The organism is Myxococcus sp. AB056, from assembly GCF_006547365.1.
Classification (GTDB): Bacteria; Myxococcota; Myxococcia; order Myxococcales; family Myxococcaceae; genus Myxococcus; species Myxococcus virescens.
Genome location: NZ_VHLB01000162.1, coordinates 1 through 8,813, shown reverse-complemented (window position 1 = coordinate 8,813; position 8,813 = coordinate 1). Strand labels below are relative to the sequence as shown.

Annotated in this window: 6 protein-coding genes; 3 read left to right on the top strand and 3 right to left on the bottom strand. The window is 69.2% G+C overall.

Annotation, left to right across the window (positions count from 1 at the left end):
* Window positions 1-61: 61 nt before the first annotated feature.
* Together FMP39_RS36335 and FMP39_RS36330 are read right to left on the bottom strand one after the other, a co-directional pair.
* Window positions 62-883: a glycerophosphodiester phosphodiesterase gene (locus FMP39_RS36335; RefSeq protein WP_141594531.1), complete on the bottom strand. Its 822-nt coding sequence runs from the start codon at window positions 881-883 to the stop codon at window positions 62-64.
* Between the two features lie 34 nt (window positions 884-917).
* On the bottom strand, window positions 918-2,789 hold the full coding sequence (locus FMP39_RS36330) for an Ig-like domain-containing protein (RefSeq protein ID WP_228558634.1): 1,872 nt from the start codon (window positions 2,787-2,789) through the stop codon (window positions 918-920).
* 391 nt (window positions 2,790-3,180) lie between these two features.
* Between FMP39_RS36330 and FMP39_RS36325 the strand changes: the two genes are divergently transcribed.
* From FMP39_RS36325 to FMP39_RS36315, 3 genes are all read left to right on the top strand, one after another.
* Window positions 3,181-4,278 carry a hypothetical protein gene (locus FMP39_RS36325; protein WP_228558633.1) on the top strand — a complete coding sequence of 366 codons (1,098 nt, stop codon included), beginning with the start codon at window positions 3,181-3,183 and terminating at the stop codon, window positions 4,276-4,278.
* A gap of 205 nt (window positions 4,279-4,483) precedes the next feature.
* Window positions 4,484-6,940 (top strand): serine/threonine-protein kinase, encoded by a 2,457-nt coding sequence (locus FMP39_RS36320; RefSeq protein WP_141594529.1) that lies wholly within the window; start codon window positions 4,484-4,486, stop codon window positions 6,938-6,940.
* Window positions 6,941-7,156: 216 nt separating this feature from the next.
* Complete coding sequence (locus FMP39_RS36315; RefSeq protein WP_090489233.1) at window positions 7,157-7,903, top strand: hypothetical protein; 747 nt, start codon at window positions 7,157-7,159, stop codon at window positions 7,901-7,903.
* A 25-nt stretch (window positions 7,904-7,928) separates the two neighbouring features.
* Here the strand turns inward: FMP39_RS36315 and FMP39_RS36310 are convergent.
* Window positions 7,929-8,813 (bottom strand): hypothetical protein (locus tag FMP39_RS36310; protein ID WP_141594528.1); only part of this gene is annotated, 885 nt, incomplete at its 5' end.

Sequence of the window (8,813 nt, the reverse complement as noted above, 5' to 3'; positions counted from 1 at the left end):
GGGGCGGCCTGGGCGGGCTTCGAGCGCGTGCGAGCGGTGGTGCGAGGCATGAATCCGGGGCTTATCCCGGCTTCGAGGGGGCGTCCATGATCTGCCTCAGGACGTCCGGCCGGTCGGTCATGATGCCGCCGACGCCTTCCGCCAGGAGCTGGTGCATCTCCGCCGGGTCATCCACCGTCCAGACGTTGACCCACTTGCCCCGAGCCGCGCACTGCTGGAGGAAGTCCGTGTCCACCAGCCGGACCTCACCGAAGTAGAGCGGCATGTCGAGCACGGTGTAGCGCGGGTCCTCCGGCGGCGTGTCCCCGCCACGCAGGGCGATGACGAAGGCCGCGAGCGCATCGCGGGGATAGAAGTGGCAGGCGGAAGGGAGACGCTCCACCAGCCGCTCGGCCACGGTGTCCAGTTCGCTGCCCATGCACACCCGCTCCAGGGCCCCTTCCTCTTGAAGCACCTGGGCGAAGGTGTCCTCGATGCCGGGGACATCCGGCTTGAGCTCCACGTTGAGGCGCAGGTTGGGGAAGGCGCGCAGCAGTTCGCGGAAGCTGGGGATGCGCACGCCCTGGCCCCGGAATGGGAAGGTGCGGCCTTCATCGTGCGTGAAGTGAAAGCCCGCGTCCAGCCGCTGGAGTTCGGCCAGCGTGAGCGCGGCCAGAGGGCCCGTGCCGTCCGTGCAGCGCTCCAGCGTGGTGTCATGCGCAACAACGAGCTCCCCGTCCCGGGTGAGGTGGAGGTCGAGCTCCAGCATGTCCGTGCGATAGCGCTCCACGGCCTGCCGGAAGGCCGCCAGCGTGTTCTCCGGCGCCACGGCCGCGCCTCCACGGTGGGCGATGTGCAGCGTGGGCCGCAGGCCGCGGAGGAAGGGGAGGGGAGAGGATGCCATGCCGCCAGTGTAGCGACTGGCGGCGTGGGGCTGGCTAGCGGTTGAAGCGGTAGACGAAGATTCGTGCAGGATCGCCGCCAGGGCTGGCGTCCCATGCCACCCAGGGGGTGCCGTCCGTGTCCAACTGGAGCGACACCGTGGCGGCGCCGTTGGACTCCGGAATCGCACTGGGCGCAGTGCCGAGCGGCAGCCAGGCGTCGCCGGTCCACGTCCTGACGTGCACGCGTCTGGCGGTGCCCTCTTCTTCGATCCAGGCGATGACCGGGGTGCCCTCGCTGTCCAGTGCGAGCGCGGGGCTGTCCGCGGGGGTGTTGCCGGGAGCTGCGCTGAGAGGGCCGCCCAGTGCCTTCCACTGGCGGTCTTCCCACTGACGCACGTAGATGTCTGTCGCCGTTGTGCCAGAGCCGCTGGGATTGGATTCCTTCCAGGCGAGGACGGGCACGTCCGCGGCCGATACCTTCAAGACGGGCTGAGACGCGAAGGTGCCACCAGAGTGGTGCCTGATGGCTCCGCCCAAAGCGTTCCAGCCTACGGCCGTGCGTTGCTTGACGAAGATGCGCGCGTCCTGGGTCGGCGTACCTCCATCTTGAATGACTTCAGTCCAGGCAACGACCGGGAGCCGCGAGCTGTTCAACGACAGGGTCGGGGTGGAGACGATTCCGCACTGTTCTGGAGCGCCGCGAGACGGGCTGTCGACTTGAAGCCAGTTTCCGTCGCTCTGGGTCTGGACGGCGAGATGGACGTCACCCTGGCAGCCGAATCCCGAGTAGGCGCCAGTCCCGTGCGCGAGAAAAGGTGTTCCCGCTGTGTCGAACGCGAAGGAGGGGGCTTCGCGCTGCACGGGCCAGTTCGCATGCCACTCCGTGTCCCAGTCGCTGGCGGTCAGTGCAAAACGTTCCCATTCAGCGCCCGCCCAGCGATGGAGGGCCGTTTCGGCCACGTCGACAAGGTTGAGTTCTTCGTCCTCTCGTTTGAAAAAGTGGGAGAAGGCAACGACCGGTTCGCCGTCGTTGCTGAAGTGGAGGTCGGCGGTGGTGCTGGCGGGCTTCAGGACGGAGCCCAGTCGCTCCCAGCGCTGCCCCGTCCAGCGACGTACCCCCACGCCGTTGTCGACCCGGAACGCAACGACCGCGGCTTGCGGAGCGTGCTCCCTCAGCGCGAGCCGTGTCAGGGTCGCAGCACCTTCTTCGATGACGAGCCCATCGCGGGGACCGACCGGGAGCCACGCAGGGACGTTCCAGGACCAACTCACCCAAGGCTCTGCTACGGGGTTCCCCGCGAGGTCCCGGACGCCGGTGAGCTTCACCTCCACATCTCGGGGGAGCGGAAGCTCGACGCCGGCTTGAATCTCCAGGGTCCGCTGGGATTCGGAGAGGCTCAGTGTCCTGGCGACGCTTTCACCGTTGACGAGGAGTTCGACGCTCAATGCGGCGAGACTGTCTGGATGGAGCGCTTCGGAGAACTCGACCCGGATGGGGTGGGATGCGCTGACGTCCGCTTCCCCGTCGGCCGGCGCTCTCAGGGCGATGGTCGGCGGTGTCCGGTCGATGGTGACGACGAGTGGCTCGCTCTGCCACGTTGCGTTCTGGAGCCTGACACGGGCAGTCAGGGAGTGTTGCCCTTCCGTATGCGCCGAGGTGTCCCATGCGAATTCGGTCGGGGCCGTGACGTTCCCAAGGGGCGCGCCATCGAGCAGGAGCTCGACGTCGTCGGGCGACTCGCCGTTGGTTTCGATGTGGACGGTGACCGTGCCGCGAACGTGGGTCGCGCCCCCGGCGAGTTGGAGCCTGACATAGGGCGTCCCGCTGTCCGGGAGTGCCGGTGGCTCGACGACGTCGGGGACATTGATGCAGGCCGTCAGGACGCCGAAGCCAAGCAGGGCGGTGAGACACGTTTGGGAGGTCATGAAGTGAACGAGTGCAGGACGCATTCCATGGTGGCATGCCGCGTGCGGCGCAAGCCAGGCCACGGGGCGAGGGTGGCGGTGTTCCCATCGCCGGACGGGAATCCGGCTGCATGGACCCTCAGCCCGCGATGAGCGCTGACGTGAGCGCCACGCGCTGGCTCGCGAACACGCACGGTGCGTCACAGCAGTCTGGATTTCACGACAGACACGCGGTCGCAGGAATCGTTCACCCGGCGCAACAGGGAGGGTCGCGATTTCACCAGACTGACACCTCCGACAAGGAGGCTTCCTTGCCGCCCCCCTCGAGGCACCGGTATAAGGCGCCAACCCCCTGGCCGACAGGCGTCGGTGTTCATGAACCGCGGCGCCGGAACGAATGGAGATTCTCGAAATGCAACTGCGCAAGACGCTAGGCGCGGCGGCGCTGGTGACCGCGGCGACGATGGCATCCCTGGCTGGCTGTTCTGGCCGTGACGACGATACGGATCCGCTGCCGGACGCTGGCTGCCTCGGCACCTGTAGCCCGGACTCCGGGACCGGCGACGCGGGTACGGGTGACGCGGGCACGGGTGACGCGGGCACGGGTGACGCGGGCGTCCAGACGGTGACCATCCGCGAGGCGCGCCTCCTGGACGACCGTCCGCAGATCATCCTGGAGGGCGTCGTCGTCACGACGGTGGTCTACGTCTCTTCGAAGGACACGGGCGTTTCGGCGGACTTCTGGGTGGCTGATCCGAACAACGCTCAGGACGGCATCTTCGTCCAGAAGTACCGGACGGATCCGCCGACCACGTACGTGCCTGCGAGGGGCGACATCGTGACCATCCAGGGCTTCGTCCAGAACAACAGCCGCTTCCGGGACCGCGAGGGCTACCGCAAGGTCCTGAAGAATAACTTCGACTTCCGCGGCGCAAGCGAAGCCACCCCGATGGTCATCACCAAGACGGGCACGATGACACCGCCCAACGACATCGCGGTCAGCATCGACAACGGCTTCGGCAACTCGGATGGCGGCTCTGGCCGGCCCAACCTGGAGCACCTGGGCGCTCGTGTCCACATCCAGGGGCCGCTGACTCTGACTGACGCCAATCCCATGGCCATGAAGCGGCTCGCCACTCCCGATGGTGGCGAAGACACCATGCACTTCGGCTTCGAGGTCTCCGGCGGCGTGCTCGTGAACAACCTCACCACCTTCGGTTCGACGACCGATGGTGGCACGCCGCGCTGCGACTACCGCGTCATGGTGAACGACGGTGGCTCCGTGACGTTCCCGGACGGCATCCGCGGCGTGTGGGACACCTACACCCACGCGCCCTGCATGGACGGTGGCACCAGCACGTTCAGCTGCTTCAACGACGCGGGCGTGATTCCCGGCACGACCAACACGTGGACGACGGTGCTCTACCCCGAGGGGTGTCACGACCTGCAGGGTGTGGTCACCGAGCCCGAGACGCTTCGTCCGGCCGCCCCCGGCGCCCAGACGGAGTAAGGGCCCGCGACGAGGGCGTGGCCCTCGTCGGTTGATTCGGCCGCCCCTCGCCCACCCGGGGAGGGGCGGCTTCTTTTTGGGCCCGGAAGGCGGGGTGGGTGTCTGGAACCCACCGATGCGGGTCCCTGGCTCCCAGGAGCCGGTGATTGTGGGTAAGCTCCGGAAAAGTCCAGTCCATTCACCTTCAGACAGACGACCTTTCTTCGTGAGCTCGCCCCAGACGGCCATTCCGTTCGGTAACTACCTGCTGATCAAGCGGCTCGCCGTGGGAGGCATGGCGGAGCTGTTCCTGTCCCAGCGGCCGCCGGACCCCGAGCTGGTGGTGCTCAAGCGCATCCTCCCGTACCTCTCGGAGGAGCCCGAGTTCGTCCAGATGTTCCTGGACGAGGCGCGCATCGCCGCGCAGCTCCACCACCCCAACATCGTGCAGGTGCACGAACTGGGGAAGGAGGGCGACAACATCTTCATCGCCATGGAGTACGTGGAGGGCGTGGACCTGCGGCGCGTCATGGCCGAGGAGTCCAAGTTCGGCGCCACGGTGCCCTATGGCGTGGCCGCCCGCATCTGCGCGCAGGTGGCCGCCGGCCTGGACTACGCGCACCACAGCCGCGGCGTGGATGGGCGCCCGCTGGAGTTGATCCACCGCGACGTCAGCCCGCAGAACGTGATGATCGGCTACGACGGGCGCGTCAAGCTGGTCGACTTCGGCATCGCCAAGGCGGGCGCGTTCATGGAACGCAGCAAGCCGGGCGTCATCAAGGGCAAGTTCCTCTACCTGGCGCCGGAGCAGGTGTCGCAGGAGCGGCTGGACCACCGCGCGGACATCTTCGCGCTGGGCACCATGCTGTACGAAATCACCACCGGCAGGCAGCCCTTCGCCAAGCCGACGACGGAGGGCATCCTCTACGCCATCCGCTACGAGGACCCGTCGCCGCCGCACCTGCTTCGCGACGATTACCCGCCAGCGCTCTCGCGCATCGTCATGCGCTGCCTCACCAAGGACCGCGCCCTGCGCTACCAGCGCGCGTCGGAGGTGCACGACGCGCTGGAGTCCTTCCTCGCCTCCGGCACCCTCCGGCAGAGCCTGGACGTGTCGGAGTACATCGGCCGGCTGCTGGGGGAGGAGGAGGAGCGCACCATCCTCCACATCCCCGAGGCCAAGGGCCCCGGCCGGCGTGAAGCCACCGTGCCACTGCAGGGCGCTCGGCTCTCCCAGGACGCCGAGCCGCCGCGGCGCCCGGCTGTGCTGGAGTCCACCGCCCCCACGCTGTCCTCGACGACGCCCGAGTCCGACCTGGCCTCGGTGCCCAGCGCGCAGCTCACGCCCGGCCTCACCGCTCGGCCCACGCCTCGCCGCGCCTCCAGGGACTCGGTGCCGGTGTCCTTCTCCGGCGACGAGCCCGAGCCCGCCACGCTGATGGCGCGCCCGCGCGACCTGCCTGCCCTCCAGGCGGAGGACGACGACGAGGATTCGGAGATGTCCACCGCCGTCGCCACCTCGCCCGTGGGGTACCGGGCCACGGCGCCGGTGGTGGAGGACCTGGACATCGGCGACGGAGAGTCCACCGTGCCGCAGCGGAGTCGACCCAGAGACATTCCACCCCGTCCTGCCTCGACACCGCCGGCGCCGGCTCGCCGCTCCTCACCGCACATGGCGCCCCCTCCCGCGCGCGTGGCGGAGCCGTCCCGCACGCGTCGCCCCGGCCCATCGTCTCCCTCCCACGTGGCGGCCTCGCGCCGGCCCCCTCCGCCGGAGGAGGACGCGGCTCCTTCCGTGTCCATCACGCCGGTGCCTCCGCGTCGCGCATTCTCGCTGGACCTGGAGCTCTCCCAGTCCGTCTCCCTGACGCCCGCCACGGTGAATCAGCGGCCGCAGCCACCGAGGAGCCCGCCCCCGTCCCGAGGCGCCCGGCACAAGGAGGAGGACGACGAAGACTTCCTCCATGCCGACCTGCGCCAGTCCTCGCTGGAGTACACCGACCCTCGGCCCACGCTCCGGGATGATCCGGACGATGACGAGTCCACCATGGGCTACGGCGGGGACTCGGGCGAGTTCACCGCCGACACGCGGGCCATGCCGCCCGAGCGCAAGCGTCCGGTGGCGCTGGTGGTGGCGTGTGTCGTGGGGCTCCTCGCCCTGGGCATTGGCCTGACGTGGTGGTTCTGGGGCGGCGCGCACGGCGCATCGGCGAGGCAGCCTCAGGACTTGTCGGTCGGCGCGCTGGACCAGCGGGGAGCGGCGTCACCCGTCGTCCGGCCCGCCACGGGACAGGCGCTGCCTGCCGCCACACTCACGAACGCGCCCCCCGTGGCGCAAGACGACGGACGCCCGGAAGCGACGGCGCCGACTGAACCGGCGAAGCCCCCGGAGGCGCGAGCACCAGCGCCCCCTGACGCCAACGCGGACGTGCCGCCCGCGGCCACCGCTGAAGTCTCTCGGGTGAGCGTCCGCTTCGATGCTCCCGCCCGGACGGTGCTGCGGCGTGAGGGGGGCGAGCGCCTCCCCATCAACACCCTGGTCTCGCTGCCCGCGGGCCCCATCCGGGTGAGCTACCAGTGCCCGGGGCGTCGGAAGCCGAAGGGTACAAAACCCTACCTCATAGAGCCGGCGAGCGAGGGGCCGCTCGTCCTGCAGATTCCATGCAAGAAGCGACGCCAGTGACATCGGGCGTTTGAAGCGTATGCGGCATCCTGCCCCAGCGGCGGACAAGTGGGCCCTGGTGGGCTCGAGTGGCCTTAAGTCGTTGGAATTCCAGGGCTTTCGCCTTCCCGAGCGCGTTTACACATGTCAGACGGGTCCGTAGAATCCGGAACCCTTATGGCGCGCCCGAAGAGTCAGAAAAACGTAATCAGGAAGCGGAGTTACACGGCCGGCCGGGTGGCCCGGCAGGTTCCCCTCGTCCCCGAGCCCAACAGGCTCTTGAAGGTCTGGCGTCGCGTGCTCGAACGCCGGCTGCGCACGCGCCTGCGCGCGAAGGTGGCGTTGGAGATTCACGACAACACGCACACCATGCTGACGTTCCAACGCCAGCGGGCCATGTGGCGGCTTCGGCTGCACCACATGTTCCTGGTCGCTCCGGACGACGTGGTGCAGGCGCTCGCCAGCTTCGTGCGCAAGGGTGACCCGGACGCCAGCGTGCTGCTGGACAAGTTCATTGAGCGCAACCGCGTCTACATCCGGCGCCTGTCTCCGGCGCAGATGCGCAAGCGCATCCGGCTGGAGCCCGTGGGGCAGCACCACGATCTGGAGCGCATCTACGCCCGGCTGAACGAGCGCTACTTCGAAGGCCGCATCGACGCGGCCATCACCTACGGCCCGGCGCCGCGGGTGAAGGGGCCTCGCAAGAGCATCAAGATGGGCTCCTACTCCGCGGACTCGAAGGTCATCCGCATCCACCCGGCGTTGGACCAGCCGGTGGTGCCCCGCTACTTCGTGGAGTGGATTGTCTTCCACGAGATGCTCCACCACGTGTACCGGACGCGGAAGGGCGATGACGGGCGGCGCTGCATCCACCCGCCCGAGCTGATGGAGCACGAGAAGCAGTTCCACGACTACGCTCGCGCCCTCGCGTGGGAGCGGGAGAACCTGGACCTGCTCCTGCGTGCCCGCGTGACGCCGGCCTGAGTGGCCGTGCGTAGGTCCCCTGTGCTCAGGGGATGATGAGCCCGCCGGGGCTGCGCCGCTCCAGTATGGGGGCAGGCGCGGCCTCCGCGGGGCCGGAGTCCGCGCCGGGCCGAGCACCGGCCCGCGCCCCGGCGGCGGCCACCAGGGCCAGCACCTTCTCGAAGAGCCGTTCGGCGAAGCGGGAGAAGGGCTCCTGGGCCCCATGGAAGAGCCGGCGGGCCTCGGCCCGGGCGATGCCCGCCTCGCGTGGGCGGCTGCTCCGCTCGAAGTAGCCCGCCATCCGCCACAGCCGCAGCGCGTAGCGCTGGCGCACCTCGGGGGTGAAGAAGTCCCGGGCCACGCCGAGCACCGCCGCCTGGAGCTGCTCCTGACGCTGCACGTCACTCAGCGACAGGGGGCTGTGCACCACTTCGTCCATCTTCTGCACCAGGACCCGTATGTCGGGCTCCGGAGGCAGCCACGAAGCCAGCTCCACGGTGTCGTGGAGGACGTCGGCTTCCTGCGCGAGGCGGACGTCCTCGGGCTCGGGTGGAGGCAGCTCCGTGGGCGACTGCTGCGGCTGGACACCAAAGTGGCGCAGCACCACGTCCAGTCCTTGGGGGAAGGGCGTGCGGGTGCGCAGGTTGGTGCCGGCGGCCTCGGCCAGCAGGGCCGCGGCTTCCTCGGGCGGCAGCTCCACGATGCCGCCGTGGGACAGCCCGTCCTTCACCAGCTTCCGCCAGGTGGCGCGATTCCTGTCGCCCAACTGGAGCGCCACCACGCCGCGCTCGTCGGACAGCTGCATCTGGACCACCTCCACGCCCGCGCCGCGCAGCACCCGTGCCAGCACGAGCGCTCGCTCGCCGTCACCCGTGACGGCGCTGGCGAGCGCTCGTGCTGGCACGGGTGCTGCGCGGCGCGGGCGTGGAGG